This window comes from Amycolatopsis coloradensis (genome assembly GCF_037997115.1).
GTDB lineage: Bacteria > Actinomycetota > Actinomycetes > Mycobacteriales > Pseudonocardiaceae > Amycolatopsis > Amycolatopsis coloradensis_A.
Map to the genome: position 1 here is coordinate 5,828,759 of NZ_CP150484.1, position 26,801 is coordinate 5,855,559.

The window sequence follows — 26,801 nt, forward strand, 5'->3', positions numbered from 1 at the left end:
AAACGCGTGAACCCGCCTCGGCCGAAGGCCCGCCGTCGCGGTGGCAGGGCGCCCTGCCGACGTCGATCGCGGTCGCGGGTTCACCGCCAGACTCCGAGGAGGAACCATGGCGCAGCGCGCCGCGGGTTCGGCCACCCTGGCCGACGTCGCCCGCGAGGCCGGAGTGTCGCTCGCGACGGCGTCGAGGGCGCTCAACGGCGGGACCAGACAGGTCAGCCTGACGCTGCGCGAATCGGTCCTGCGGGCCGCGGAACGGCTGCAGTACACGGCGAACGTGCCCGCGCAGGCGATGGCCCGCGGCCGCGGCAACGTCGTCGGGCTGCTGGTGCACGACATCGTCGACCCGTACTTCTCCTCGATCGCGTCGGGTGTGATGCGCGTGGCGGCGCGACACGGGCTGACGGTCACCATCGCCAGTACCGAGAACCATCCGGAGAAGGAACTCGAGTACGTCACCACGTTGCGAGGGCAACGAGCGCGAGCGGTCATCCTCGCCGGGTCGCGTAACGAAGACAGTGCCCTGCAACGGAGCCTGACCAAGGAACTCAAGGCGTTCGAGGCCGCCGACGGTCAGGTCGTGGTGATCGGCCAGCGGAAGCTGCCGTTCGACACCGTCATGCTGGAGAACCGGGCCGGAGCGGCGGATCTGGCGGAGAACCTCGCCGTGCTCGGGCATCGGGACTTCCTCGTGCTCGCCGGGCCGCCCGGCCTGCTGACGTCGCGGGATCGTGTCCTCGGTTTCCGTGACGGGCTCGCCCGGCACGGTATCCCGCTGCCCGAGAACCACGTGCTGCGGGCGGAATTCACCCGCGACGGCGGCTACGCGGCGATGGTGCGCGCGATCGAGAACGGCTTCCGCGGCTGCGTTTTCGCGGTCAACGACGTGATGGCCGTCGGCGCGATGGCCGCCTGCCGCGACCGTGGGCTGCTGGTCCCCGCGCAGATCGCGATCGCCGGGTTCGACGACATTATTACGTTGCGCGACATAAGGCCTTCGCTGTCGACTGTGCGTGTGCCGATCGAGCGCATGGGAGAACAAGCACTCGATTTCATCCTCGACGACCGCGCGGCCGCTCCCCGGGTCAAGCCGATCACCGGTGAGGTCGTGCTGCGCGAAAGCACTCGACCGTTGGAGGGAAAATGATCCGCCCGGGACTGTGTTCGGTGACGCTGCGGCGGCTGGACGCCGACGAAGTCGCCAGCCGCGCCGAAAAGGCGGGCCTGCGAGTGATCGAGTGGGGCGCGGACGTCCATGTGCGCCCTGGTGACGACTGGGCGGCCGAGCGCGCGTTCGAGGCCATGGCACGGCACGGGCTGACCTGCGACTCCTACGGTTCCTACTTCCGCGCCACCCCGGTGGAGGCCGGGAAGTTCGGCGACATCGCCGCCACCGCGGTCCGGCTCGGCGCCTCGCGGATCCGGGTGTGGGCGGGCAAAGCAGGCTCCGAGGACGTCGACCCCGACGAACGCGAGCAGGTCGCCGCCGGTCTCCGCGAGGCCGCCGACGTCGCGAACGAACACGGTCTGGAGGTCGCGCTGGAGTTCCACGGCGGGACGCTGACCGACACCGCGGAATCGACCGTCCGGCTGCTCGAAGAGGTCGGCCGCGACAATCTCGGCACCTACTGGCAACCGCCGCAGGACCTGCCGGACGACCAGGCGCTGGCCGGCCTGGAACTGGTGCTCGACCACGTGCGCGCGGTGCACGTCTTCTCGTGGTGGCCCAGCAACGAGCGGCATCCGCTGACCTTCCGGGCGGACCTGTGGACGCGGGCGTTCGGCCTGCTCGCCAAGACCGGACGGCCGCTCGACGCGCTGCTGGAATTCGTCCCGGACAACGATCCGGACCTGCTCCCCGGCGAGGCCGACTCGCTGCGGAAGCTGATCGAGGCGGGCGCGTGAGGTTCACCGAAACCGACAGGCTGCTCTTCGCCGGCGACTCCATCACCGACTCCAGCCGTGACCGCACCGATCCCGCGTCGCTGGGCAAGGGTTATGTCCGGCAGATCGCGGACTTCCTCGGTGACGGACCGGAGGTGATCAACAGAGGCGTCAACGGAAACCGGATCTACGACCTCGAAGCCCGGTGGGCCACCGACGTCCTCGCGGCGCGCCCCACGGTGCTGACGGTGAAGATCGGCATCAACGACACCTGGCGGACCTTCGATCGCGGCCTGTCGAGCCCGATCGGGAAGTTCCGTGCCGCCTACACCCGGCTGCTGGCCGGTGCGCGGGAGCACCTCCCGGCCGAGTTGTACGTGATCACGCCGTTCCTGCTGCCGGTGGAGCCGGGACAGCGGGAGTGGCTCGGTGATCTGGCGCCCCGCGTCGAAGCGGCGATCGACGTGGCGACCGAGTTCGGCGCGCGGCTGGTGCGCGCGGACCTGTTCATGCCGCGCGCGGCGGCCGAGCACGGGGCGGCGACGCTCGCCCCGGACGGCGTCCACCCCAGCCCGCTGGGTCACCGGTTACTCGCTGAAGCATGGCTCGCGGCGGCCGGTGCGCCGGTCGAGGAGGCCAGGCTCACTTAGCGGATACAGTTGCCCCGTGAACCGGAACGCCATCATCGCCGGTCGTTACCGGCTGGAGCACAAGGTCGGCCGGGGCGCGATGGGCGTGGTGTGGCAGGCGCGGGACGAGCGGCTCGACCGCACGGTCGCGGTCAAGCAGTTGCTGCCGGACAACTCCCCGGACGACGCGCCGTTCCGGTCGATCGTGCGCGCGATGCGGGAGGCCCGGGTCGCCGCGCGGCTCAAGCATCCGCACGCCGTCACCGTCTACGACGTCGTCGAACAGGACGGAACCCCGTACCTGATCATGGAGTTCCTCTCGTCGCGGCCGCTGACGGAACTCCTCGCGGACGGCGGCCCGCTCCCCGCGGGCCGCGTCGCTGAGCTCGGCGCGCAGATCGCCTCCGCGCTGGCCGCCGCCCACGAGGACGGCATTCTGCACCGGGACGTCACACCCAACAACATCCTGATCACGGAGGACGGGCAGGCGAAGATCGCCGACTTCGGCCTGTCCCACGCCACGGGTGAAGGGACGATGACCGGCGACGGTCTCGTCGTCGGCACCCCGGCGTACCTCTCCCCCGAGGTCGCCGACGGTGAGGAACCCGGGTACCCGTCGGACGTGTTCTCGCTCGGCTCCACGCTCTACACCGTGCTGGAAGGCGCGCCGCCGTTCGGCACCGACGGCAACCAGATCGCCCTCCTCAAACGGGTCGCCCGCGGCGAGATCATCGCACCGCGATCCACCGGCCCGCTCACGGACGTCGTGCTGCGGCTGCTCCGGCGCGATCCGCGGGAACGGCCGGACATGGCCGAAGCCGAGCGGATGCTCGCCGCCGTCGCCGACGGCCGTCCGGCGATCCTCTCCGGCACCAAACGGCTTCCCGCGCCCACCCGCCGTTCGTGGTTGCCGTTCGCCATCGCGGGCGGCGTGGTCGCGGCGGGTGGTGTCCTGGCGGGGATCCTGCTGTTCGACGACGGTCCGCCCGACGCCGCCGCTCCAGTGGCGGCGCCGTTGCCTTCGGCCGCGAAACCGGTGTGCGAAGCGCGATACGAGGTCGCCAACCGCTGGCCCGGCGGTTCGGAGATCCGCGTGTCCGTGCGGAACTCCCAGGACACCCGGCTCACCGGCTGGGAGGTCAGCTGGACCCTGCCGCCCGGCACCCGCATCGCCAATCTGTGGAACGGTTCCCTGGCACAGGACGGCGACCGCGTGCGAGTGTCCGAAGTGGGCTGGAACGCGGTACTGCCCGTCGGCGGGACGACCACCTTCGGCTTCATCGCGACCACCGAGGACGACGGCGGAGCCGCACCGGTCGCGACGTGCCGGAGTTCTTAGCGAGCGGTGGATTCCCTCGCGTTCAGGCGCACGGGGACTTCGATCCGGCGCGGCTCGCCCTCGGCCGCGTTCCCCTCGACGAGGTCCATCAACGCCGTGGCCGCACGGCCGCCCACCTCGCGGGGATGCACGAACATCCCGGTCACCTGCGGCGAAACGAGGCGGAGCGAACCGCTGTCCACCGCACTGCAGATCCCGAGCGCACCGGGCACCGCGAGCCGTCGGCGGCGGGCCTCGTGGAGGACGCCGAGGGCGAGGTTCTCCGATGTCGTGAAGACGGCGTCCGGGCACACCCGCCGGTCGAGGAGTCTGCCCAGTGCCTCCGCCGTGCCTTCGGTGGTCGGCGGCTCGTCGATCTCGGCCACCACCGGCTCCAGCCCCCGGCCTTCCATCCAGCCGGTGTACCCCGCGACAAGATCGGCCGCGTAGGAGCGGGCGGTGTCGGTGGTGATCATCGACGGCCGCTCGTAACCGTTGTCCGCCAGGTGATCCAGCATCAGCCGGGCGGCCGCGACGAGGTCGTTGTCGACGACGACCGGCACCGGGCACGGCGCCGCCATCGGACGTCCGACGGTCACCAGCGGCCTGTCCTGGCACCAGCCGGTCGCGAAGAAAGGCTCATCTCCGCGGGGATCCACCAGGATCGCGCCGTCGACGGCGAAGGCGTTCAGCCGGTCGAGGTCGGCGTCCATCGGAGCCAGGAGCAGGGCGTACGAACGTTTCGACGCGGCCTCGGCCGCGCCGTTGAGGACCTCCAGGAAGTAGTCCGAATTGGGCACGAGCGCGCAGGAGCTGCTCGCGTCGACCGAGTTCGCGAGCTGGATCGCCAACGTGCGGCTGCGCCGGGTGACCAGCTGCTGCGCGTGCACACTGGCCTGGTAGCCGAGTTCGGCCGCCGCCCTCGCGACGCGCTGCCGGGTCTCCTCGGAGATCCGGCCTTGCCCGCTGAGCACATGGGAAACGGTGGTGATCGAAACCCCCGCGGCGGCGGCGACGTCACGGATGGTCGGCGACACTCAGGCCTCCACGGGCGGTCCCCAAACGCGGTTCGGCCGGTCGGTGTCCAGCCGATAGTCGGTGACATGGGCGTCGCCCAGCCTACGGCCGAGGTCCGCCGCCGCCTCCAGCGGCCGCGCGGGGTCGCGCTCCACCTCGCCCCGGCTGTTGCCGACGCCGACCACGATCCCGGCGAGGTCCTGGCGCAGGTATCGGGTGAGCTCCTGGAACTGGGCCTCCAGGCCGAGTGTCGCGCCGCGGTAGCTCTCCTCGCACGAGATCAGCACCGCGGCGCGTTTGTGCATCAACCCCGGCACGACCTCCGCGGTATGCGGCGAACTGCCGGAGGTGTAACAGAAAAGCCGGTCGAAGAAGGACTTGAGCCGTCCGGTCATGCCGTACCAGTGCAGGGGTGTCGCGTAGACGATCGCGTCCGCCGGGAGCACATGATCGAACAACAGGCGCTCGTAGCCGTCGCCGATGCCGCAGGACCGGTCGCTCAATCGGCAGTCGCGGCAGTCCCCCAGCGGCGACTCGACGAAATCGGAGAGCCGGATGAAGCCGACCGTGTGCCCGGCTTCATCCGCCCCCTTGGCCAGCGCCTGCCCGAGCGCCCAGGAGTTGCCTTCACGGCGCGGGCTCGAATCGAGCACCAAGACCTTCATGCGGTTCTCCCCCGGAGAGACTGCCAAAACGTTTTAGCAGTCTCTCCGGGGAGGGTTTCCCTTGTCAAGCGACCTTGGCCGCCGCGGCGAGGAGGACCTCCGCGACGACGTCCGGCCGCGAGACCGAGACAGCGTGCGAAGCCTCGACCCTGGTGACCTCCGAACCGGCACGCTCGGCCATGAACGCCTGCGCGGCGGCGGGGATCGCATGGTCCTGCTCGGCGATCAGCGCCCACGAAGGGAGGTTCTTCCACGCCGGCTCACCGTCGAACGGCGTGGCGAGCGCGCGCTCGGTGACCGGACGCTGGGTGACCGCCATGACGTCGGCGGTCTCCGCGGGGACGTCGGCCGCGAACACGTCCGAGAAGTTCTCGGGCTTGATCGACAGCTCACCCTGCGCGGCCAGGACGTTCGTGGTGTCCGGGCCGAGCTTGCCGCCTTCGAACCGGCCGGACAGCTCGAACACACTCTCCCCCGCCTCCGGCTGGAAAGCGGCGACGTAGACGAGCGCCTTGACGTTCGGCGCGGTGGTGGCCGCACGGCTGATCACCACGCCGCCGTAGGAGTGCCCGGCCAGCACCACGGGACCGTCCACGCCGTTGACGACGTCGGACACGTAGTCCGCGTCGGACTCGATCCCGCGCAGCGGGTTCGCGGCGGCCAGCACGCGATAGCCCTGCTCACGCAGCTTCGGGACGACGCCGTTCCAGCTGGACGAGTCGGCGAAAGCGCCGTGGACCAGGACGATGGTGGGCTTCTGGTTGCTCATGGTGACTCCTTCAAGTCAGGAAGAACGATCGGTCTTTCTGCCTGAACGATGCTCGCCGGAGAGGTCTTCCGCAACGTGATGAAGCCGACCTAGTGGAATGACCGTTCTTTCTCTAAGGTTGGGTAATGCCGACTGTCGACCGGGACGTCCACCCGAAGATCCGGCTGCTCGAGACAGCGTCGCGACTCTTCTACGCCGAGGGCATCCATGCCGTCGGCGTGGAGCGCCTGGTCTCCGAAGCGGCCGTGACCAGGGCGACGTTCTACCGCCACTACCCCACCAAGGACGACCTCGTCGCCGCCTACCTGAGCACTACGAGCGAGCGGATCCGCGCGGGCGTCGACGCGGTTACGCAAGGGAAGCCCGCTCGCGAAGCACTGCTCGCCGCACTGGGCATCGTCGGCGACCGGACGCTCGACGACGACTTCCGCGGCTGCCAGTTCCTCAACGCCGCGGCCGAATACCCCGATCCCGCGCACCAGGTGCGCCAGGTCATCGACGACCACCGGGACTGGTTCTTCGGCGTGCTTCGCGACTTGGCGCGCGACGCGGGTCATGCCGATCCCGAGCACGCCGCCCGCACCCTCGTCCTCCTCCGCGACGGCGCGCTTCACGGCGGGAACCTCGACGACGCCGCGACCGTGCGCGCCACTTTGCACCGAGCCGTGGCCGAGCTCGTCCCCTGACGTTCATCGCGTCTTCTCGACGGTCGTAACGAGTGCCACCTTCGCGGAAGGGGGCGCGGCCGGACCGAGGAGCGGCGACGATGAGGCTTTCTCCCAGCGCGCACGTCGACCCGTTCTGCCACTGACCGGCTGCCGCCCGCCGGTCAGTGGCCGGAGTTCGTGTTCGACCTGCCGGAACTCCGGTACACCGCCGCGCGCCTCGGCCACGACAGGCCATGCCTGCTCTCCCCCGCCGAAACGTGGACATACGGCGAAGTCCTGGCCCGCGCCAACCGCGTCGCCCACGTCCTGGTCACCGAGTTCGGGGTCGTTCCCGGAGACCGGGTGCTGTTGCGGGGCACCAACACTCCATGGTTCGCGACCGCATGGCTGGCCGTGCTCAAGGCGGGCGCGGTGGCGGTCACCACCATGCCGATGCTGCGGCGCACCGAACTCGACAAGATCGCCGGCCGCGCGAAACCCGCGGTCGTGGTCTGGGTCCCTGCCAGATCCAGGTCGGGCAGCACTGAGGACGGGCCAGAAGTCCCAGTAGTTCAGCCTGATGACCGGACAGCCTCAGCGAGCACGATCGGGGCAAGCAGGAGAAGCCACAGTGCTACGCCGCCGGGGCGGGCAGCCGTGCGGGCTGGGCTGCCCGGAGCGCAGGCTCCAGCGTATGACCCACGCCCCCAACGTAAAGCTGATCGAAGACTGTGGGACTCAACACCGGTTGACTGACGCGACACGCTCGCCACCAGGCGGAACACTCCACCTTTACCTTACGCCTCAAGAATTCCGCCGGGACCGCCGCGCTGTCGATCCGCCGTCCACTCTGGACACCATCCCGGAACCCGGCACCCTCCCCGGACTTCAGCGAATCCCGCGCCGCCGATTCGCCGCGACCAGCGCGACAATGCTCAGCGAGGCCGTCGCCAAAAGATAGTAACCAGGCGAAACAGGTGATCCGGTGGCCGCGATCATCGCGGTCGCGATGGTCGGCGTGAACCCGCCGAAGATCCCGACGGTGGCGTTGTAGGCGAACGAAAGTCCCGTCGCCCTGGTGTGTGCCGGGAACACGTCCGCCATCACCGACGGAAGCGCGCCGAAGTAGGTGGCCTTCAGCAGCCCCAGGATCGTCATCGTGATCGTGAGGGTCAGGAACGACGGCGAGGTGGTGACCCACAGGTACAGCGGCACCACGCCGGCCCCGATCACCGCCGCGGCACCGATCATGATCCTGATGCGGCCGTGCCGGTCGGTGAGCAGCCCGACGATCGGTGTCACGACGGTCAGGATGGCGGCGGTGATCATCAGGGCGACGAACGAAAGCGAGTCGTCCAGGCCGAGATTCTTGATCGCGAACGTCGGCAGTGACTGAAGGATGAAGTTCAGCGAGGTCGAGACGACCAGCGCTCCCCCGGCGATCAGCAGGCCGCCCCACTGGAAGCGGAACAGCGTCCGGACCGGTGCGGACTTCGGCTGATCCTCCTTCGTGGCCTCGGGTTCGTCGACGTGGCGCCGGATGTAGTAGCCGACCGGGCCGACGAGCAGCCCGAAGACGAACGGGATCCGCCAGCCCCAGGACGTCATCGCGTCGGCGCTGAGCGAAGCGGTAAGCCCGGCGGCGAACCCGGCGGACATCAGTGTCGCGAAACCCTGGCTGGCGAACTGAAAACTGCCGAGGAAGCCTTTGCGGCGGTCGTCCTGTTCGATCAGGAACGACGTGGCCGCCCCGAATTCCCCGCCCGCGGCGAAGCCCTGGATCAGCCGCGCGACGATCACGCCGACCGGCGCGAGGAAACCGATCGTCGCGTAGCTCGGCATCACCGCCAGCAGGAACGTCCCGGCGACCATCAGCCAGATGGTCAGCACCAGCGCCTTCTTTCGGCCGAACCGGTCGGCGTAGGCGCCGAGCACGAGACCGCCGAGCGGACGCACGAGGAACGTGATGCCGAAGACCGCGTACGCCTGCACGAGCTGGACGGCGGCGTTCCCGCCGGGGAAGAAGGTCTTGCCGATATAGGCCGCCATCAGCGCGTATACGCCGAGGTCGAACCATTCGAGCGCGTTGCCGATCGTCGCGGCGGCGATCGCGCGGCGCGTGGACGACGGCGTGCGCGGCCTGGCCACCGTCCGCTCGCTCATCATGCCTCCCCGCCACGCCGTCCGAGCGCGTGGAACAGTGCCGCGGCGAGGACGATTCCCTCGCGGGCGATCGGCGCGAGCAGGTGTTCGTCGGGCGCGTGTTGCAGGCATCCGGGATAGGAGTGCGGCAGCCACAGCGTCGGGAGGCCGAGAAGGTCGGTGAACACATGGTTCGGCAGTCCTCCGCCGAAGCTCGGCAGGATCGCCACGCGCCGATCGGAAACCTCGTCGAGGACGCCCTTCGCCCAGCCGACCCACGGGTCGTCGACCGGCGTGCGGCTGGCGCGGAAACTGCCCTCGGCGATGACGTCGACCATGGAAAACCCGTGTGCGGCAAGGTGTTTCGTGAGCGCCTCGCCCACCCCGTCGACGTCGGTGCCCGCGACGTAGCGCAGTTGCAGCATCGCCCGTGCGCGGCCGGGGATGGCGTTGACCGGCCTGTCTATGTCCGCGGCGCCGAGCGAGAGGACTTCGAGGGTGTTCCAGCCGTACAGCCGCTCCGCCGCGGTCAGCCCGGTGTCGCCCCAACCCTCGTCCAGCCCCGGATCACCCGGTTTGTTCCCGATCTCGAGTTCGGCGAGCGCCGCGCGGACGCTGTCCGGGAGCTCGGGCGGCAGAAGTCCCGTCACCTGGACGCGGCCGTGTCCGTCGACGAGACAGGCGATCGCCCCGGCGAGGGTGGTGGCGGGGTTCCGCAGCACGCCGCCCCAGTTCCCCGAGTGGTATGCGTCGGGGCGGAGGTCGACGTCGAGGGCGATCCGGACACTGCCTCGCGCGCCGAGGAACAGCGTCGGCGTCGCCGCGTCCAGGCGCGGGCCGTCGGACGCGATGAGGACGTCGGCGCTCAGTGCCTCCCGGTGCGCCGAGACGAACTCGTCGAGCCCCGGCGAGCCGATTTCCTCCCCGGTTTCGAACAGGAACTTGAGGTTGAACCCGAGCGAACCCGTCTCGGCGAAGAGCAGCCTGAGCGCGGTCAGGTTGATCAGGTGCTGCCCCTTGTTGTCCGCCGAACCTCGGCCGTACCAGCGTTCACCCTCGGCGGTCAGCGTCCACGGGTCCCGGCCGTCGCTCCACCGGCCCTCGTGCCCGTCGACGACGTCCGCATGGCCGTAGCACAGGAGTGTCGGCAGCTGGGGCGACTCCATCCGGGTGCCGATCAGGAACGGGCCGCCGCCGGGATCCGGATTGGGATGGATCGCCACGGAACAGCCGAGTGCGATCAGTGCCGGGGTCAACACCTCGTCCAGGTATGCCTTGATGGCAACGCGACCGCTCGGGTGATCACTCACGGTCGGATACCGGACGAGCTCGGCGAGTTCGGCGAAGAACGCTCCCGAGTCGACGTGCTCGTGGGCCTTCGCGACCAGTTCTGCAGGGATCACCGTGTTATCTCCCGATTCGCTCGTCGAGTGTCGCAGAGGAGCGTAAGTCGGTTTGCGGATCCGGACCATTGCCGTTTACCGTGCTCCGCGTTCTCATTGCGGCAAACCTGCGGAGATCTGATGCGACTACTGCCGATCGCGTTGACGTACTTCCTCGAAGTCGCCCGCACCGGCTCGGTGTCCGAGGCGGCGACGGAACTGACGGTGGCGCCGTCGGCGATCAGCCGCCAGATCGCCAAACTCGAAGCGGGTCTCGGGGTGCCGTTGTTCGTCCGGCATCCGCGCGGCATGGTGCCGACCGAGGCCGGGACCCGGCTGCTCGACCACGTCCGGCGCAGCGAGGCCGAATCGGCCGTTCTCGTCGACGAACTCCGCACCGGCCGCGGCCTGCACGCCCGGTCCCTGACGGTCGCCTGCTCCGAGGGATTCGCCCGCCGTGTGGTCCCGCAGGCGATCGCCGCCTTCCGGCGCGAGCACGACGTCACGTTCCACATCGACGTCGTCACCAGGGAGGAAGCGACTCGACGGGTACTCGAAGGCGCGGCCGACGTCGCCGTCACGTTCGCGACCGGGCCTCAGCACGGGGTGCGGGTCGAGAGCGCGGTCGTCGTCCCGGTGTACGCGATCGTCCCGCTCGATCATCCGCTGACCAGCCGCGACTCCGTCGAACTCGCCGACCTGTGCCGTCATCCGCTCGCACTCCCGGCGCCCGGGCAGAGTCTGCGCGACCTGTTCGACATCGCCGCCCGGATCGAGAATCTCGCGGCCCATCCGGTGCTGGAGTGCAACGAACTGAGCCCGAAGTACGAGTTCGTCCGCTGCGGCGGCGGGATCGCGCTCGTCGGCGGCTTGGGTGACATCGAGCAGGACGCGGCCACCGAGGGCGTCGCCTATGTGCTGCTCGACAACGCCGTGTTCCGCAAACGCGAAGCGCAGGTGCAGACCATGGCGGGCCGGACGTTGTCCTTGGCGGCCATGCGGTTCACCTCGTTGCTGACCTCGTTCGTCCGCCCGCCGGTCAGCCGATCAGCACCCCGGGATTGAGGATCCCGGCCGGGTCGAGCGCGGACTTGGCGGCGGCGAACGCGGTGGCGAACGGGCCGGGACGCTGCCGGTCATACCAGGGCCGGTGATCGCGGCCGACGGCGTGGTGATGGGTGATCGTGCCGCCGTGGCCCGCGATCGCCTCGGAAACCGCGGCCTTGATCTCGTCCCACTGGGCGACCGTGCTCCCCCAGCGCCCGGCGGCGTAGATCCCGTAGTAGGGCGCGGGACCGTCGGGGTACACGTGGCTGAACCGGCACGTGACGACACCGGCGCCGCCGCACACGTCGTCGATCGCGGCGCGCGCCGCCGAGGTGATCGCGTCGTGGAACTCAGGGAAATCGTCCCAGGTGCACGCGGTCTCGAAGGTCTCCACGATCAGCGACCGGCGGGCGAGCGCGTCCCGTTGATAGGGCATCCGCAGGAAGGACGACCGCCACGTCGAAGCACTGTCCTGCCTTGCGGAGTCCTTGCTGCGCCTGGCTTTCACGACACCGCCATGGCCCGCAGCCAGTTCGAGCGCGCGGTCAAGCCAGGTGTCGACGGGGTGATCGGCGGATTCGAACGCGAGCAGCAGCAGACCGCCACCCACACTCGCGCCCGCGTTGATGAGTGCCTCCGCCGGATCGAGGAGGCGGCAGTTCGACGGATAGAGCCCGGACTGCGCGATCGCGCGGGTGGCGGCGACCGCGTCCTCCTGCCGTTCGAAAGCGACGGACGCGGTCACCTGCCACACCGGCCGGTCCTGCAGGCGCATCCAGGCTTCGGTGATCACGCCGAGCGTGCCCTCGGAGCCGAGGAACATGCGGTCCGGCGAGGGACCGGCGCCCGAGCCCGGCAGGCGTCGCGATTCACTGATCCCGGCGGGCGTGACGACGCGCAGAGCTTCGGTGAGATCGTCGATATGCGTCGCGAGAGTGGCGAAATGCCCGCCCGCGCGGGTGGCGAGCCAGCCGCCGAGCGTCGAATGGGCGAACGATTGCGGGAAATGCCGCAAGGTCAGCCCAAGCGGGCGAAGGCGGTCTTCCAGAGCCGGTCCGAAGATCCCGGCCTGGATCCGCGCCGCGCGACTGACCGTGTCCACTTCGAGCACGTCGCCGAGGCCGGCCAGGTCCATCGAGACCGCCGGGCCGTCGAACCGCGGTTCGACCCCACCGACCACGGAACTGCCGCCGCCGTAAGGAATCAGCGGGGTACCGGAAGCGGCACACCAGTCGAGGAGGTCGACGACGTCCTGTTCCGTCCGAGGTCGGGCGACCAGATCCGGGACGTGGTCGACCTGCCCGAGCAGATTGCGGACGACGTCGCGGAACGCCTTGCCGCGGGCGTGGGACAACCGGTCGGCCGGTGCGTCACTGCACAACGCGGCGAGCGCCGCGGGCGGGCGGATCCGCGATGCCGGGACGCCGAGCTCCGCCGGGTCGGGCGGGGCGTGGTCGGTGAAGTCGTGGCCGGGCAGCACACCCGCGGTGCGGGCCACCAGCGCGTCGGACTCCTCTCGGGACAGTTCGCCGTCGAGGGTGCCCCAACCCCACCAAGACCGTTCTTCGGGCATCGTCGCCTCCGTTCGATCTGACTGACCAGTAAGTTACTTATCGGTCAGTTACCGTGTCAACGAACACCGATAGCGTGTGCCGTCGTGGCACCAGGTCCTCTGATCTACCTCGACGTCGATGGCCCGCTCATTCCGTTCGGACTAGAGCCTTCGCTCTACCCGTTGTTCGGGCCCTCGCCACGGGATGACGAGAACCCGCTTCTCGGCAGGCTTGATCCCTCGCATGGGCCACGACTGAAGGCACTCCCCGGAGAACTCGTCTGGGCCACGACGTGGCTGCACGACGCCAACGACGCGCTCGCCCCAAGACTCGGCCTGCCCCGCTTGCCGGTGATGGACTGGCCCGAGCCATCCGACACCGACGAGGCCGACGCTCGCATCGGCCTGCACTGGAAGACGCGGCCTCTGCTGGAACATGCCCAGAACCGCCCGTTCGTCTGGGTCGACGACGAGATCTCCGAGATCGATCGCGACTGGACATCCGGCCACCACGCCGGGCCTGCCCTGCTGCACCGCGTCGATCCCCGGCACGGCCTGACCGGCGCCGACTACCGCGCGCTCGGCGAGTGGCTGCGGGAAACCCGCCGCTCCTGACACGCAGGACAGCTCTCCCACCCAGGACCGATTCGAGGCCTTCGACGCTTTACAACGTTGTATCAACGATGTAAAAACATCCTGACGACCAGCCGTGGCCCGGCTCACACCGGTTCCCCCGGCCACGGGGTCGTGGTTTCACGCCTGCACAGGTCCAGTGGGAGGCACACCTCCGCCGAGGCGGCCGCCCCCGGAGAAGGGTGTCGAGCAGATGTTGCCAACGTTGTCACCACACCGTCCCCGAAAGACGAGACGCTTCCGGAAAGCACTGGCGGCCGCGGTCGCGGTGGTCTCCGCGCTGGCGTTGACGTCAGGGGCCGCGACGGCCGCGGAAAGCGGCTGGAAGATGGGCAAGCCACGCCTGACCACCCCGTGGACGAACCAGGTGTCTCCCACCAACGCGTTGCCCGAGTATCCCCGGCCGCAACTGGTGCGCGAGAACTGGCAGAACCTCAACGGCGTCTGGGAGTTCGCCGGCGCCGCACCCGGCGAGGTGCCGCCCTTCGGGGAGAAGCTCGCCGAGAAGATCCTGGTCCCCTACCCCACCGAATCGGCGCTTTCCGGGATCCAGCGGCACGAGGACTACATGTGGTACCGGCGGACGTTCACCGTGCCGAGGCACTGGAACGTCGGCAGGGACAACACGCTGCGGATCAACTTCGGCGCCGTCGACTACAAGGCGAAGGTCTACGTCAACGGCAAGGAGGTGGCCGCGCACCAAGGCGGCTACGGCGCGTTCTCCGCGGACGTGACCTCGGCGCTGAAACCCCGGGGAGAGCAGGAGATCATCGTCGGTGTCGAAGACCGCGCCGACGCGACATGGCAGCCCGTCGGCAAGCAGCGGCTGGTCCCCGATCGCGGCATCTTCTACGAGGGCGCCTCGGGCATCTGGCAGACGGTCTGGATGGAACCGGTCGCGGCGAAGCACATCGGCACGCTCGGCATGGTCCCCGACCTCAAGTCCTCCACGCTCAAGCTCACCGTGGACACCGGCGGGAACTCCGGGCTCACCGTCGAGGCCGTGGTCCGCGACGGCAGGAAGGTGATCAGCCGCAGCAAGGCGTCCGCCGCCGAGACGATCTCGCTGCCGGTGCCCCAGGCGAAGCTCTGGTCGCCGGATTCGCCGTTCCTCTACGACCTCGACGTCGAACTGAAGGACGGCCGCCGCACCGTGGACAAGGTGTCCTCCTACTTCGGCATGCGCGAATTCGGCACCGCCAAGGGCGCCGACGGCAAACTCCGGTTCACCCTCAACGGCAGAATCCTCTTCCTTCAGTCCACTTTGGACCAGGGCTACTGGCCGGACGGCATCTACACCGCGCCGACCGACCAGGCGCTGCGCTTCGACCTCGAACAGCACAAGGTCCTCGGCTTCAACACGGTCCGCAAGCACATCAAGACCGAACCCGACCGCTGGTACCACCACGCCGACAAACTCGGTCTGCTCGTCTGGCAGGACATGCCGTCGATGCGCACCGGTGGACGTCCGCCCGCCGACGCCCAGCGGCAGTTCCAGGTGGAGCTGAAGGAACTGGTGGAGCAGAAGAAGAACTGGACCTCGATCGTCGGCTACGTGCCGTTCAACGAGGGCTGGGGCGAGTGGTCGCGCGAGACCACCGGCAAGATCGCCGACGACGTCAAGGCCCAGGACCCGACCCGGCTGGTCAACGCGCACAGCGGTGTCAACTGCTGTGACTCCCTCGGCGACTCCGGCAAGGGAGACGTCATCGACTGGCACGCCTACCCTGGCCCCGCGAAGCCGATGCCCGACGGCAAGCGGATCTCGATCGACGGCGAACACGGCGGCTACGGCCTCGAGGTCGAGAACCACATGTGGTTCGGCGAAGGCCACGCCTACGAGATGGTCAAAGACCAGGCGACCCTGAACAGCCGCTACGTCCAGAACCAGCGCGACGTGCTCGCGTCGGCGCAGAGCTGCGGCATCAGCGGCTCGATCTATACGCAGATCACCGACGTCGAGCACGAGGTCAACGGCTTCTTCACCTACGACAGGCAAGTGAAGAAGATGGACTTCGCCCAGGTGCGGGCGGTCAACCAGGCGATCATCCGCAACGCCGACGGCAGCGGCTCCGGCGTTCCCGACCCGGGCCCCGGCACTCCGGGGATCGACGGGGTGCACGCCTACAAGTTCGACGAGGGCACCGGATCCAGCGCCAAGGACTCGGTCGGCACCGCGCACGCCACGCTGACCAACGCGCAGTGGGCGGGCGGTGTCCAGGGTGGTGCGCTGGCCTTCGCGGGCAACGGGCAGGCCGACACCGGGGCGAACCTCGTGAACACGGCAGGCAGCTACTCGGTTTCGGCGTGGGCCAAGCTGGACGAGGCGAGCGGCGCGTTCCAGACCGTCGTCAGCCAGGACACCGGCCGCGACAGCGCGTTCTTCCTGCAGTACTCCGGACAGGACCAGCGGTGGGCGATGAGCTTCGTCGGCCTCCGTGCCCTCTCGCCGGAGAAGCCGGAAATCGGCCGCTGGTATCACCTGACCGGCGTCCGCGACGCCAAGGCGGGCACGTTGTCGCTCTACGTCGACGGCCAGAAGGTCGCCGCGCAGAACGCCTGCTCCGCCGCACCGAGCACCGGGCACACGGTGATCGGCCGCGGCCAGTACGGCGGTCAGCAGGTCGACTTCCTGCGTGGCGCGGTGGACGACGTCCGGCTCTACGACCGGCCGCTGACCGACGCCGAAGTCGCGACGCTCGCGAAGCGCGACTGAGCCAGGACACGCGGCGCCGGTGTCACTCCCGGCGCCGCGTGCCGGCCACCCACTCCCGCACGATGTCGCCGAGCACGGGCAGCGGCACCTGCCCGTTCCTCAGCACGACGTCGTGGAAATCCCGGATGTCGAAGGCCTCGCCCAGCTGCTCCTCGGCGAGGGTGCGTAATCGCTGGATTTCCAGCCTGCCCGTCATGTACGACAGCGCCTGACCGGGCCATTCGATGTACCGATCGGTCTCGGACTGCACTTCGACGTCGCTGAGCACGCAATGCTCGGTGAGGTACTCCATACATTGCTGCCGCGTCCAGCCCAAGGCGTGCAGCCCGGTGTCGACGACGAGCCGCGCCGCGCGCAACGAGTCCTCGGCGACCATGCCCAGCCGCATGACGTCGTCGGAGTACAGGCCCATCTCGTCGGCGAGCCGCTCGGTGTAGAGCGCCCAGCCTTCGTCGAACGCCGAGAGCGGGACGAGCTTGCGCAGCCGGGGGACGTCCTCCAGCTCGTAGGACACGCAAGCCTGGAAATGGTGTCCTGGAACGGCTTCGTGGAACGCCACCGACTCGGCGATGAACCGGAAGCGTTCGGTCACCCGGTAGGTGTTGGTGGAGTAGACGCCGGGTCGGGTGCCGTCGGCCGATGGCGGCATGTAGTACGCCTGCGCCGCCGAGGGGCCATCGGCTTCCGGCACGGCACGCACCACGCATTCGGCCGACGGCACCCGGCGGAACCAGCGGGGCGCGGCGGCCGTGGCCCGCGCGACCGCTTCCGTCGCGGTCGCGATCATCTCGTCCGCGTCCCGCCAGCACAGCGACGGATCGGTGCGCATCCGCCGCCGGACCGCGACGGGGTCGTCCTCGCCGAACACGGCCGCACCGAACCGCCGGTACTCCTCGTCCAGCGCCCGCCCGAGCGCGAGGCCGGTGTCGTGCAGTTCCTGCGGTGAGATCCCAGTGGTGGTGTGCGTCTTGACCAGACCCGCGTAGCTCTCCTTGCCGCCGTCCAGCCAGCAGAGGCCCGGCCGATCGTCGGAACGGCCACGTCCGGCGATCTCACGGGCGAGCACTTCGCGATAGGCGACGAGCGCCGGGCGGACCTTTTCGGTGAACAGCCGTCGCCGTCGCTCCGCGCGGTCACCGGTCAGCGGCGGGACGAGCAGCGGATTGGGTTCGGTGGCCAGGAACCGGTCGACGTGGTCGATCGCCCCGCGCACCGCCCGTTCCACCGGGGTCCGGCCCGCCGCGATCCCGGCGCGATGGCGGTCGGCCAGGGCCGCGAAGAACTCCGGGAACGCCGCCAGCCTGGCCAGATAGTCCTCTTCCGCCTGCTCCCCCGACGGCTCGAGCTGCGGGAGCCAGGACAGCACGCCGGTCCCCTCGGCCGCCATCTGATCGGCGAGGACGAACTCGGTCAGCCGCGAGTCGAGCCTGGTCAGCAGCGATTCCGCGTGGTGGGCGACGACACCGAGGGTGATCCGGTCCGGATCCGCGGACCGGGCGGCGTGCCCGGCGATGCGGACGGCGCGTTCCCTCAGCCGATCGTCACCCGCCTCCGAGACGTCCCGCAGCTCGTGATCGTGTCCTGGGACGTTGTCGAAGGTCGCCATCAAGGGCAGCTCGGTCGCGAGGACGTCGAGGAGGTCGTCGGCAAGCTCCGCCGCCGTCGGCTGTTCGCTCATATCCGATGACTACCAGAACCCTCGCGGCGTTCGCTCGCGGTTATGAGGCTTAGGCCACAAGCTCCACATGGTCGGACATCCTACTTTTAGGGTGGCTTCGTGAATGACGTCCAGTTCCTCGTCGAGAGCGGAATCGGCCGGATCACGCTGAACCGGCCGCGTGCGCTGAACTCGCTGAACCACGGCATGGTCCTCGCCATGCTCGACCACCTCGAAGCATGGCGCACCGACCCGGGCGTCCGCGCCGTGCTGATCGACGGCGCCGGCGATCGCGGGCTCTGCGCGGGCGGCGACATCCGCGCCATCTACGAGGACGCCCGCGCCTGCGGCACCGCGTCCCTGCGGTTCTGGGCCGACGAGTATCACCTCAACACCGTGATCTCGCGCTATCCGAAGCCCTATCTCGCGCTGATGGACGGGCTCGTCATGGGTGGCGGCGTCGGCGTCTCCGCGCACGGCAGCCACCGGATCGTCACCGAACGCTCCCGGGTCGGCATGCCCGAGACCGGTATCGGCTTCGTCCCGGACGTCGGTGGCACGTACCTGTTGTCCCGCACGCCCGGCGAACTCGGGACACATATGGCGCTCACCGCCGGGGCGATCTCGGGACCCGACGCGATCCACTGTGGACTCGCCGACCATTTCGTGCCCAGCGAACGGATCCCGGACCTGCTCGACGCGCTGGCGGCCCGTACACCGGACAACGCGCTGGAGCTGATCGCCGAACCCGCGCCGCCGAGTGCGCTGGCCGGCGACGCCACCTGGATCGACCGGTGCTACGCGGCGGACACCGTCGAGGAGATCCTGGCCAGGCTCCACGCCGAGGGGGACGCCGCGGCCACCGCGGCCAAGGAGATCGAGGCGAAGTCGCCGACCGCGCTGAAGGTGACCCTGCGGGCACTCCGGTCGGCCGCCGCGATGCCCGATCTGGAAACCGCGCTGGCGCAGGAGCTCCGGATCTCGACCCACGCGCTCTCGTCCGCCGAGTTCGCCGAGGGGATCCGAGCACAGATCATCGACAAGGACCGCTCCCCGAAGTGGTCCCCCGCCACACTGTCCGAAGTGGACGACGAGCTCGTCGACGCCTACTTCGCCTGACCGGTGATCGCCCGGTAGAGCGGCCGCAGCAGGGCGGTGACCGAGGTTCCGTCCACTGTGGCCGTGAGCGGCGGGACCTCGTCGAGCAGTCCCAACGGGTCCCCGGCCCGCGGCCGTCGCGTGTTCGTGACGTCGCCGGCCGGGCCCCAGCCGAAGAAGTCGTCCATCACCTCGTCGAGACCCAGGGGCTCGGCCTCCGCTGACGGGGCGGTCACCCGGGCACCCGCCTGCCGTCCGATCTCTTCGAGCAAGGCCGTGCGGTCGCGGCCGCGGAGTGTGAAGATGGCGAACGGGTCCGCCTCCTCTTCGAGCGCGATCAGCCCGGCGACGAGGTGATCGCAGGGAACGCGGGTGCCGGGGCACGTGCAGTCCAGCGACAGTTCCCATGCCGCCTCCGGGAACAGCGGCACCTGCTCGGCGGCGAAGAAGCGATCGATGTCGTCCGGGATCCGGCCGTCGAGCAAGGCCGTCCTCGCGGTCTCGTCCGCGGCGACGGCGGCGATGACCGCCGTCCACACCTGCTTGCCGAACGTCGGCAGCCCGATGCGGACCTCGTAGAACCGCTGCCGCGTCACCCGGACCCTGGCGACCGCGGCACCGGCCCCGATCGTGAGCGTGTCGACCTGACAGGGCGGAACGAGTCCTTTGTGGACGCCCAGCTCGTCGAGTGCCCGGCGGAATCCGTCAGTCATCGGCCGCCTCCCGCCCGAGCGCGAAGACGTCGCGCAGTGAATCGGTGGACAGCTCCGTGAGCCAGTCCTCCCCGTCGGTGACGACGAGATCGGCCAGCGCTTCCTTCTTGGTGATGACGGCGTCGATCCGCTCCTCGATGGTGCCGGGGCAGACGAACTTCCGCACCTGGACGCTGCGCCGCTGGCCGATGCGGAAGGCGCGGTCGGTGGCCTGCTCCTCGACCGCCGGATTCCACCACCGGTCGAGATGCAGGACGTGGGTGGCCGCGGTGAGCGTCAGCCCCGCTCCCCCGGTCTTCAGTGACGCGAGCAGGATCGACGGGCCCTCACCGGACTGGAAGTGCTCGACGATCGAGTCCCGGCGCCGCTGCGACAGGCCACCGTGCAGGAAGGCGATCTTCACGTTCAGTCGGTGCGAAAGATGCGGTACGAGCAGGTGCCCGAATTCCGCGAACTGGGTGAAGCACAACGCGCGATCACCGGCGTCCAGGATCTCCGCCAGGAGTTCTTCGAGCCGGTTGACCTTGCCGGACCGGTGCCCGATCGGCGAGCCGTCGTGCAGCAGATGCGCGGGGTGGTTGCAGACCTGCTTGAGCTTGGTGATCGCGGCGAGGATGTTGCCGCGCCGTTTGACCCCGGCGCTGTCGGCGATCTTGGTCATCATCTCGTCCACGGTGGCGCGGTACAGGGTCACCTGTTCGCGGGTGAGGCGGTACTCCTGGAGGATCTCGATCTTCTCGGGAAGGTCGGCGAGCACGGTGGGATTGGTTTTGAGGCGCCGCAACAGGAACGGCCGGGTCAGCCGGCGCAGCTCGGTGGCGGCGGGAAGATCGCCCCGGCGTTCGATGGGCACCTCGAACCGCTCACGGAACTCCTGCCTGCCGCCGAGCACGCCGGGGTTGAGCAGATCCGAAAGCGACCACAGGTCGGCGAGCCGGTTCTCCACCGGCGTCCCGGTCAGCGCGATCCGGTGCCCGGCGGGGAACCGGCGCAGGGCCTGCGCGGGGCCGGTGTTCTGGTTCTTGACCGCCTGCGCCTCGTCGAGCACGAGCCGGTGCCACCGGATGGCCGCGAGCTCGTCGGCGTCGCGGGCGGCGGTCGAGTAGGTGGTCACGACGAGATCCGCCCCCTCGGTCCGGACGCGGCCGCGATCAGCGCCGTGATGGAGGTGGACGCGCAGCCCGGGCGCGAACCTCGCCGCCTCCCGCTGCCACGTCCCGAGGAGCGACATCGGACAGACGAGCAGCGTCGGCGGCCTGTCCCCCTGTGCCCGCTCGATCGCTTCGAGCGCGAGCAGCTGGACGGTCTTGCCCAGCCCCATGTCGTCGGCGAGGCAGGCCCCGAGCCCGATCGACGCCATGAACGAAAGCCACGCGACACCGCGGCTCTGGTAAGGCCGCAGGGTCGCCAGGAACGTCGACGGGGGCTCGACCGGCTCGATCGTGCGCTGGACACGACCGGCGAGGAAGTCGTCGATCCAACCGTCGGTCGTGACCTCGGTGACCGGGAGCGGCGTCTCGTCGAACCCGTGGAGCAGGGCCAGCAGGTCCGCGGGGGTGGGCAGCGGCGGTTTCTCGCGGTCCGGGTCGCGGCGGAGGTATTCGAGACCGGCGCGCAGCAGCTCTGGGTCCACGCTCACCCAGCGGCCGCGCAGCCGGACCAGTGACGACTTCGCGGCCGCGAGCCCGGCGAGTTCTTCGTCGGTTAGGGCGTCCTCCCCGACGGCGAGCGCCCAGCGGTAGGAGGCGAGCTGGTGACGGCCGAGCCGGTGCACGGCGGCCTGGTCGACCGGCGCGCCGCGCACGGACAGCTTGAGCGCCAGCTTGCGCCTGCCGCCCCAGCTCGCCGGGAGCTGGACGTCGAATCCGGCCGCCGCCAGCCGTTCCGCGCCGCCGTCGAGGAACTCCACGGTTTCGGCGACAGTGAGGTCGTAGATACCCGGCTTCTCGGCGTCGACCGCGGGGCCGAGCAGCGGCAGCACACCGGCGGCACGCTCCAGCTCGGCGGTGAACAGGCCCTCGGGGTCGGTGAACTTGGCGCCGGCCTCACCGGACCAGACGTCTTCCGCCGGAAGCAGGAGGCTCGGATCGGCCGTGGAGCGCAGGAGGAACCGCAACTGCCACTTGGTCCCGTCGCCGGTCTGGTCGTCGGGGTCGTCGGCCGGGCCGTGCAGCGTGGGGACCTCGTCGAGCCGGAAACAGACGGTGCCCTCGGTCAGGTCGGTGTCGCCGACCGCGTCCCAGGCGGAGATGCCCTCGGCGACGATCCCCATGCGGCCCGGCGCCTGGCCGATCCGGTCGTCGGCGCTCTTCAGCGCGTGGAGCCACGACCCGAACGGGCCCTCGCGGCCATCGCTTTCCGTGGCGTGCCCGGCGGCGGCGAGGCGATCGCGGACCGCGGCGTCGACCAGGGTGTGAAGCGCGTCGGTGACGAGCGCCGCCGGATCCGGCCCGGGATGTTCGGCCCGGCCGACCGGCGGGGTGGCCGCGATCAGCGCCCGGACCGCGACCGCGTCACCTCCCCGCGCAACGGGCCGCCAGCGTGCCCGCGCCACGATCTCGTTCCGCACGAGCGTGGGCAGCACGCGGCCGCGGCGCACCAGATCGTCCGCCAGCCGGACGACGGCGCGGAGATGGCGGACCGAGGTGCCGTAGCCGACCGTTTCGGCCAGGTCCTCCAGCTCCGATGGGTCGATCAGGAGCGCGGGCACCGACCAGGGTTCCAGGGTCAGCTCCTGCTGCGGGCGGCCGCGGGAGCCCAGTTCGGGCGAGGCGACCGGACCACCGCGACGCGACGGAAGCAGAAGAACGGCCGACGCCGGTTTGCCGGGGTGCAGGGCGGTCAGATCCGCGACCGACGCGGCGAACGGGTGCGGCCGGGCCGCGCTCGACGGCCGCATCGACGTCGTCGCCGGGCGGTCGCCGTGCTCGGCCCAGAGCACGATCCCGCGGCCCCGGGACCACAGGCCGTGCACGACGAGTGGCGACATGGTCCTCCTTCCGCGGTCTGGTCCCTCCAGCATGCCCGGGACCGATCAGCGTCCGGTCAGCGAGGGTCACACCATCGTGTGGCTAGGCGGCGGCCGACCGCTCTTCTAACCTGATCAGTTCATCCCCACACGGAAGCGATCCTTCGATGACCGACGGAGAAGCACGCGCCGGCGTGCTTTCGAAACGCGCGCTCGTGATCGCGTCGCACGCCGTGGAGCGAGCCGCGCTCGCCGAAGGCACCGACGAAGACATGGTCGTCCTCGCGCTCTTCCAGCGACTGCCCTACTTCGAACGGGAACGGGAGGTCTACGCCAGGATCGCGCGCCGCGCGGCCGTCACTGTGGTCGGGATGGTCGATTCGGGCCGCCCGGACCTGCCGCACGGCGTGACCCCTGTCCTGTTGCGTGCCGACGAGAGCCTCGCCCGCGAGTGGTCGGTCGCGGTGCTCACCCCGACCTTCGGCGGCTCGGTCGTCGCCCAGGACCTCGACGATGTCGACCCGTCGGCGTCCACGGTGGAAGCCGCACGGCGGTTCCAGGGCCGCTGGGGTTTCCGCCGCGACGAGGCCTACGCCGAGGTCGTCCGCCTGCGCGACGCGCTCGGTGATCGCCTGCCGCCCACCGCGCGGATCAAGATCGACGAAGTGCTGAACAGCGTGACGACTCCCGCGGCGACTCCCGTGGAGAACCGGGCGGAAGCGGCGCTGCGTCACCTCGCCGGGCGACTGGAACGGCGCGCGCCGTCGAAACCGGAGGAACCGGCGCTCGCGATCGATCCCGACACCGGGCTGGCGACCATGGCCGGGATCTCCGGCTGGCTGGGCGCGTCGACCGACACCGTCCCCCTCGGGCTGATCATGATCACCGTCGACGATCTCGCCGAGGTCGGCAGACGCCACGGCGACCGGGTCAGGATGCACACCGAACAGAACATCGCGGACCTGATCCGCGAGGATCTGCGCCCTCTTGACAGAGCCGTGCGGCTCGGAACCGACGAATTCCTCCTCGTCCAGCCCGCTTTGGACGCCGCCGACCTCACCGAACACAGCCTCCGTCTCGAACGGCGGCTCGGCGCGCTCCACGCGACCTACCCGTTCGTGGATCTACATCCGCGGACGACCACCATGCTCACCCGGAAGCGGCCACTTCCCGTGCATTCCCTGCGCGGACAGCTGAAACAGGTGCGGTCGACGGCGTTGTGGCCGCCCAGCCAGGGCATGCTCCCGACACCGAACGGCACTGGTTCGACCTGGTTCCACTGATACGGTCACTCCGGTGGATACCGTCCTGGACACGATCGATCCGCGCGAGGCGCTGACGATCCTCGGTCCCTCGAAAGCCAAGATCCGCGGCGGTGACGCGTCCGGGGAGACCGGCGAGGCGTGGCCCGAGCCGCTGCTACACGCGCGGGCCGACGTCCTGGAGCGGTCCAAGGTGGACAACGGTGGGTTGCGGCAGGCCTGGCTGCGCTACACCGGGAACTTCTACCGGAACGCCGGCGGCGCGCTGGCCGAGGCCGCCGGAAGTGGTCGGCTGCTGCTCCTCAGCGGCGGCTACGGCATCTTGCGCGCCGACGAGCCGATCGCCTACTACGACCGGAAACTCAAACTCGGCGACTGGCCGTCCGGAGTACTGGAAAGCGCCGTACTCGGGGAGGCGCGCCGGATCGGGGCGACGAAGGTGGTCACGTTCGTGTCCGCCAGCGCCGACTACGCGAAACTGATCCGGCGAATCCCTTGGGACACCTCGGAAATCGGCGGCGTGCTGGTCACGATCGACTTTCATGGCGGCGGCGCGCAGGTCGAGGTGCCACGGCGGCTGGCTCACGCCTTCGGCGCATGGTGGCGCCGGTCGCCGTCGGACTACCCGCCGGGCATGGTCACCGAAGAACTCGGGTGAACCCCGGTCACGGCCACTCGGCTTCGGACAGCAGGCGCGCGGCGCGGAGGAACGCCGCCCGGTCACCGGCGGAAAGCCGTCCGAGCAACCGTTCTTCCTGCTCCTGGATCTTCGACTGGGCCGACCTTCGCGCGGCGCGGCCGGCTTCGGTGATCCCCAGCAGCCGGACCCGGCGATCCTTCGGGTCCGGCTCGCGGGTGATCAGCCCGTCCTCTTGAAGGTTGTCGAGGGTGCCGATGATCCGGGTCTTGTCCGCGCCGATCGCCTTCGCGAGGGCGGCCTGCGTGCGGACGGGCCCGTCGTCGAGCGCGCTCAGCACCACGTAGCCCCACATGGTCAACCCGTGCTCGGCCAGCACCGGCGTCTCGGCGTTCATCAGCCGTCGCATCAGCCCGCCGAGCATCGCCGCGAGATCCGGCCTCCCCTTCTCCGCCATGCGCAGACCATACCGACCCGGATCGCGAGACCTGTTGACGAACTCGTAAGCATATGTAGATTATATGCGTATGCCTATCGATGAACTCCGCGTCCTCGACGCCCTGGTGACCCGAACCAGCCTCGACCTCGTCAGCAGGATCACCCCCGCGGATCTGATCAAGCCGACCCCGTGCAGCGCCTGGACCTTGCACGGCCTGCTGGCACATATGGCCACCCAGCACCACGGGTTCGCCGCCGCGGCCGAAGGCGAGAGCCACCTCGACCATTGGCGGCTGCTCCCGCTGGGCGACGACCCCATCGCCACCTATCGCGCCTCGGTGAACCGGGTCCTGAACGCTTTCGCCCCCCACGACCTCGCCGACCGGAAGTTCGCTCTTCCCGAGTTCTCCACCGAAATCACCTTCACCGCGGAGCAGGCACTGGGCTTCCATTTCGTCGACTACCTGGTGCACTCCTGGGACGTGGCCAAAACCCTCGGCCTGCCGCTCGAATTCCAGCGCGAGGTGCTCGACGCCGGACTGGGCTTCGCAAAGGCGATCCCGGACGGGAAGAACCGGAAGGCTCCGGGCGCCGCCTTCGGTCCGGCCGTCGACGAGAAGGGGCGGTCCGACCTGGATACGATCGTCGCCCTGCTCGGCCGATCGCCGTCGTGGCCGGATCAGGTGGTCGCGGCGTGATGCGCGGCCTCGATGATCCGGGCGGTGACCAGCTCCGGTTTCTCCAGGGACAGCCCATGAGTCGTCTTGGGAACGACTTCGACCTCGATGTGCGGATTCAGCGAGGCGAGCCGGGCCGCCACCTCGCGGGCACGCTGGATGACACTGCGTTCGGCGACGATGATCCGGGTGGGCACGTCGATCGCCGACAACTCGTCATCGCTGAACAGATGCATCTCCGGTAGTCGCTGTTTGTACTTGAGCGCGGCGAACAACAGGGGCCGCACGGTGTGCCGCACGTCCGGATCGCCGGAAGCCACCAGCCGGAGAAGCCACTTGGGCAGGAACCAGAGGAAGATCTCCCGGAAGCTCCACCAGATGAAGCTCCGGTCGATCACACCGAACCCCGCGGCTTCGATGGCGACGACACCGGCGATCCGGCCGGTCGTCCGGGTGGCGAGGTTCAAGGCGAGCCAGCCACCTCGCGAAACGCCGGCGAGGTGGACCTTTTCGTGGCCGGTTCCCGCGAGCACCCCGTCGACGACCTCGGCGAGCCAGTCCGCGCAGTCCTCCACGGACTCCATGGGAGCGGTCTGGATCGAGCGCCCCGGCTCGCCGATGCTGTCGACCGCGTGGATCCGGTGCCGGGCGGCGAGTTCGGCGATATGCGGATACCAGGACAGCGAGGTGCCCATTCCCCCGGAAAGCAGCACGATCGGCGGACCGTCTTCCGGCCCGCAACTCCGGACGCGGGTCGGGCCGAATCTCGTCGCGATGTCCAGTTCCTCGGCGGGAACCGGCCACTTCCGCAGGATCGCGTCATAAGTGGCGAAGAAGCGCTCCTCGGCCTTCTCGTCGGTGAACTCCCCCAGCATCGGACCTCCTCGAAGTTTTTATAGTGCACTTGCACCATAACAGTGGGTGGCCGTTCCTGCCAGTCCTCGCCGGCATGG

The 26,801-nt window shown here is 69.6% G+C and carries 23 protein-coding genes and 1 pseudogene; 13 read left to right on the forward strand and 11 right to left on the reverse strand.

The features are described from left to right. The first annotated feature begins 106 nt into the window (after positions 1-106). Genes LCL61_RS27290 through LCL61_RS27305 form a run of 4 tightly spaced genes read left to right on the forward strand, consistent with a single transcriptional unit; the run spans position 107 to position 3,849 of the window. A complete protein-coding gene (locus LCL61_RS27290; protein WP_340682365.1) occupies positions 107-1,144 on the forward strand; it encodes a LacI family DNA-binding transcriptional regulator in 1,038 nt (345 codons plus the stop codon). Next, a complete protein-coding gene (locus LCL61_RS27295) occupies positions 1,141-1,902 on the forward strand; it encodes a sugar phosphate isomerase/epimerase family protein (RefSeq protein WP_340682366.1) in 762 nt (253 codons plus the stop codon). The genes LCL61_RS27290 and LCL61_RS27295 overlap by 4 nt, the downstream gene beginning before the upstream one ends. Continuing rightward, positions 1,899-2,531 carry an SGNH/GDSL hydrolase family protein gene (locus tag LCL61_RS27300; protein ID WP_340682367.1) on the forward strand — a complete coding sequence of 211 codons (633 nt, stop codon included), beginning with the start codon at positions 1,899-1,901 and terminating at the stop codon, positions 2,529-2,531. The genes LCL61_RS27295 and LCL61_RS27300 overlap by 4 nt, the downstream gene beginning before the upstream one ends. Positions 2,532-2,547: 16 nt before the next feature. Beyond that, positions 2,548-3,849, forward strand: coding sequence for a serine/threonine-protein kinase (locus LCL61_RS27305; RefSeq protein ID WP_340682368.1), 1,302 nt, complete (start codon positions 2,548-2,550; stop codon positions 3,847-3,849). Here LCL61_RS27305 and LCL61_RS27310 read toward each other — a convergent pair. From LCL61_RS27310 to LCL61_RS27320, 3 genes are all read right to left on the reverse strand, one after another. Then, positions 3,846-4,865: a LacI family DNA-binding transcriptional regulator gene (locus LCL61_RS27310; protein WP_340682369.1), complete on the reverse strand. Its 1,020-nt coding sequence runs from the start codon at positions 4,863-4,865 to the stop codon at positions 3,846-3,848. The genes LCL61_RS27305 and LCL61_RS27310 overlap by 4 nt on opposite strands. Continuing rightward, positions 4,866-5,510, reverse strand: a complete 645-nt coding sequence (locus LCL61_RS27315; protein ID WP_340682370.1) for an NAD(P)H-dependent oxidoreductase — start codon at positions 5,508-5,510, stop codon at positions 4,866-4,868. A gap of 64 nt (positions 5,511-5,574) precedes the next feature. Continuing rightward, positions 5,575-6,279, reverse strand: a complete 705-nt coding sequence (locus LCL61_RS27320) for an alpha/beta hydrolase (RefSeq protein ID WP_340682371.1) — start codon at positions 6,277-6,279, stop codon at positions 5,575-5,577. Between the two features lie 125 nt (positions 6,280-6,404). On the opposite strand from LCL61_RS27320, the gene LCL61_RS27325 reads away from it, so the two are divergent. Both LCL61_RS27325 and LCL61_RS27330 read left to right on the forward strand, forming a co-directional pair. Next, positions 6,405-6,965 (forward strand): helix-turn-helix domain-containing protein, encoded by a 561-nt coding sequence (locus tag LCL61_RS27325; RefSeq protein WP_340682372.1) that lies wholly within the window; start codon positions 6,405-6,407, stop codon positions 6,963-6,965. 80 nt (positions 6,966-7,045) lie between these two features. After that, a pseudogene (locus LCL61_RS27330) lies at positions 7,046-7,439 on the forward strand (AMP-binding protein); the annotation flags it as partial. Positions 7,440-7,814: 375 nt separating this feature from the next. On the opposite strand, the gene LCL61_RS27335 reads toward LCL61_RS27330, so the two are convergent. Both LCL61_RS27335 and LCL61_RS27340 read right to left on the reverse strand, forming a co-directional pair. Further along, positions 7,815-9,089, reverse strand: a complete 1,275-nt coding sequence (locus LCL61_RS27335) for an MFS transporter (protein ID WP_340682373.1) — start codon at positions 9,087-9,089, stop codon at positions 7,815-7,817. Further along, positions 9,089-10,471 (reverse strand): M20 family metallopeptidase, encoded by a 1,383-nt coding sequence (locus tag LCL61_RS27340; protein ID WP_340682374.1) that lies wholly within the window; start codon positions 10,469-10,471, stop codon positions 9,089-9,091. Before LCL61_RS27340 ends, LCL61_RS27335 begins: the two co-directional genes overlap by 1 nt. A 120-nt stretch (positions 10,472-10,591) precedes the next feature. Between LCL61_RS27340 and LCL61_RS27345 the strand changes: the two genes are divergently transcribed. Further along, the gene (locus LCL61_RS27345) at positions 10,592-11,515 is read left to right on the forward strand and encodes a LysR family transcriptional regulator (RefSeq protein ID WP_340682375.1); all 924 of its coding nucleotides are present in this window, start codon (positions 10,592-10,594) and stop codon (positions 11,513-11,515) included. Here the strand turns inward: LCL61_RS27345 and LCL61_RS27350 are convergent. After that, complete coding sequence (locus tag LCL61_RS27350) at positions 11,490-13,070, reverse strand: FAD-binding oxidoreductase (protein ID WP_340682376.1); 1,581 nt, start codon at positions 13,068-13,070, stop codon at positions 11,490-11,492. The two genes, LCL61_RS27345 and LCL61_RS27350, sit on opposite strands and share 26 nt — an antisense overlap. 84 nt (positions 13,071-13,154) lie before the next feature. Here LCL61_RS27350 and LCL61_RS27355 point away from each other — a divergent pair, with 84 nt between their 5' ends. Then, entirely contained in the window at positions 13,155-13,664 is a 510-nt protein-coding gene (locus LCL61_RS27355; RefSeq protein WP_340682377.1) for an HAD domain-containing protein, read from the forward strand. A 211-nt stretch (positions 13,665-13,875) separates the two neighbouring features. Beyond that, positions 13,876-16,398, forward strand: a complete 2,523-nt coding sequence (locus tag LCL61_RS27360; RefSeq protein ID WP_340682378.1) for a LamG-like jellyroll fold domain-containing protein — start codon at positions 13,876-13,878, stop codon at positions 16,396-16,398. Positions 16,399-16,420: 22 nt separating this feature from the next. Here LCL61_RS27360 and LCL61_RS27365 read toward each other — a convergent pair whose 3' ends face one another. Next, the gene (locus LCL61_RS27365) at positions 16,421-18,076 is read right to left on the reverse strand and encodes a DUF885 domain-containing protein (protein ID WP_340682379.1); all 1,656 of its coding nucleotides are present in this window, start codon (positions 18,074-18,076) and stop codon (positions 16,421-16,423) included. A 99-nt stretch (positions 18,077-18,175) separates the two neighbouring features. On the opposite strand from LCL61_RS27365, the gene LCL61_RS27370 reads away from it, so the two are divergent. Continuing rightward, positions 18,176-19,174, forward strand: coding sequence for an enoyl-CoA hydratase/isomerase family protein (locus LCL61_RS27370; protein WP_340682380.1), 999 nt, complete (start codon positions 18,176-18,178; stop codon positions 19,172-19,174). On the opposite strand, the gene LCL61_RS27375 is transcribed toward LCL61_RS27370, so the two are convergent. Together LCL61_RS27375 and LCL61_RS27380 are read right to left on the reverse strand one after the other, a co-directional pair. After that, positions 19,162-19,866 carry a hypothetical protein gene (locus LCL61_RS27375; RefSeq protein ID WP_340682381.1) on the reverse strand — a complete coding sequence of 235 codons (705 nt, stop codon included), beginning with the start codon at positions 19,864-19,866 and terminating at the stop codon, positions 19,162-19,164. The two genes, LCL61_RS27370 and LCL61_RS27375, sit on opposite strands and share 13 nt — an antisense overlap. Next, positions 19,859-22,855, reverse strand: a complete 2,997-nt coding sequence (locus tag LCL61_RS27380; RefSeq protein ID WP_340682382.1) for a DEAD/DEAH box helicase — start codon at positions 22,853-22,855, stop codon at positions 19,859-19,861. Before LCL61_RS27380 ends, LCL61_RS27375 begins: the two co-directional genes overlap by 8 nt. A 146-nt stretch (positions 22,856-23,001) precedes the next feature. On the opposite strand from LCL61_RS27380, the gene LCL61_RS27385 reads away from it, so the two are divergent. Together LCL61_RS27385 and LCL61_RS27390 are read left to right on the forward strand one after the other, a co-directional pair. Then, positions 23,002-24,117, forward strand: coding sequence for a sensor domain-containing diguanylate cyclase (locus LCL61_RS27385; RefSeq protein ID WP_340682383.1), 1,116 nt, complete (start codon positions 23,002-23,004; stop codon positions 24,115-24,117). Positions 24,118-24,130: 13 nt separating this feature from the next. After that, positions 24,131-24,754, forward strand: coding sequence for a hypothetical protein (locus LCL61_RS27390; RefSeq protein WP_340682384.1), 624 nt, complete (start codon positions 24,131-24,133; stop codon positions 24,752-24,754). Between the two features lie 7 nt (positions 24,755-24,761). On the opposite strand, the gene LCL61_RS27395 is transcribed toward LCL61_RS27390, so the two are convergent. Continuing rightward, on the reverse strand, positions 24,762-25,190 hold the full coding sequence (locus LCL61_RS27395; RefSeq protein WP_340682385.1) for a MarR family winged helix-turn-helix transcriptional regulator: 429 nt from the start codon (positions 25,188-25,190) through the stop codon (positions 24,762-24,764). Between the two features lie 70 nt (positions 25,191-25,260). Between LCL61_RS27395 and LCL61_RS27400 the strand changes: the two genes are divergently transcribed. Continuing rightward, on the forward strand, positions 25,261-25,869 hold the full coding sequence (locus LCL61_RS27400) for a TIGR03086 family metal-binding protein (protein WP_340682386.1): 609 nt from the start codon (positions 25,261-25,263) through the stop codon (positions 25,867-25,869). Here LCL61_RS27400 and LCL61_RS27405 read toward each other — a convergent pair. After that, a complete protein-coding gene (locus LCL61_RS27405; RefSeq protein WP_340682387.1) occupies positions 25,851-26,723 on the reverse strand; it encodes an alpha/beta fold hydrolase in 873 nt (290 codons plus the stop codon). The genes LCL61_RS27400 and LCL61_RS27405 overlap by 19 nt on opposite strands. Positions 26,724-26,801: the final 78 nt, after the last annotated feature.